This is a genomic window from Salinivibrio costicola subsp. alcaliphilus (assembly GCF_001996185.1).
Lineage (GTDB): Bacteria > Pseudomonadota > Gammaproteobacteria > Enterobacterales > Vibrionaceae > Salinivibrio > Salinivibrio costicola.
Window position 1 is genome coordinate 1 of record NZ_MUFR01000102.1, and the last position, 1,049, is coordinate 1,049.

The window sequence follows — 1,049 nt, forward strand, 5'->3', positions numbered from 1 at the left end:
GTCATTCCGCAGCCAATTAATGAATTAAAATAGTGTGATCCAGCGATCATTTGCAGCTTTTAGTGTCACATATGTCTTGACCGTGATCCCCAGCTTTGATCTATTACTGTTATTTAACGGTCGCTTACTATGCCTGCTCCTCAACCCGTCATCAAACGTCTCGATCATCTAGGGCTAATCGCTGCTTTCTGTCGTGAAGTTGGCTTACCAGATATTATCGACCGTATCATCCCTAAGTACTCCGAGCACAAGGTTTCACATGGTGATGCCGTCTTAGCGATGATCCTAAATGGGCTGGGTTTTCACAGTAGAACCCTGCATATGTTTTCCGACTTTTTCGAAACGAAGCCTGTTTCCAAATTGCTAGCCAAAGACATTGAAGCGCACCATTTAACGGATGATGTCCTTGGGCGCACGCTTGATGCTTTATATGAAGCGGATGTGTCCGCACTTTATCAAGCGATTGCTGAGCATGTTGTTGATAAACTGGGACTTAAAACGGACTCTGTCCATCTTGATATCACAAGCTTTCATGTTGATGGAGAATACGCCCAAGACGACGATATCAATGCGATTAAACTGGTAAAAGGCTACAGCCGAGACCACCGTCCAGAGCTAAACCAAGTGGTCCTTGAGCTGATTTGTGAAAATCAAGCAGGCCTGCCTGTTTACATGCAAGCACTCAGTGGTAACACCAATGATGCGAAGGCGTTTTCTGAGGTCACTAAGAAGCATATTCACTGTTTAAAAGCGGCTCAAAATAGTCGCTATTTTATCGCCGATGCCGCCCTGTATACAGAAGACAGCATTCGCTCTTTGGATGAACAAAAACAGAAATTCATTACTCGTGTGCCAATGACGATTAAGTCTGCCAAAGAAGCCTTGCTGGCGCTTAGACCTGAGCAGTTAACTCATATCGGTAACGGCTATTCAGGTTGCTGGATTGACGCTAACTATGGCGCAGTCACTCAAAAATGGTTGTTGGTTCATAGCGAGCAAGCGACGAAGCGAGAAGAAATAACGTTCTACAAGAACTTAGATAAAAATGC

At 44.5% G+C, this 1,049-nt stretch carries 1 protein-coding gene; it reads left to right on the forward strand.

Translation table 11 applies throughout. From position 1 onward, the window contains the following. Positions 1–129: 129 nt before the first annotated feature. Positions 130–1,049 (forward strand): IS1634 family transposase (locus tag BZJ21_RS15315; RefSeq protein WP_108743191.1); only part of this gene is annotated, 920 nt, incomplete at its 3' end.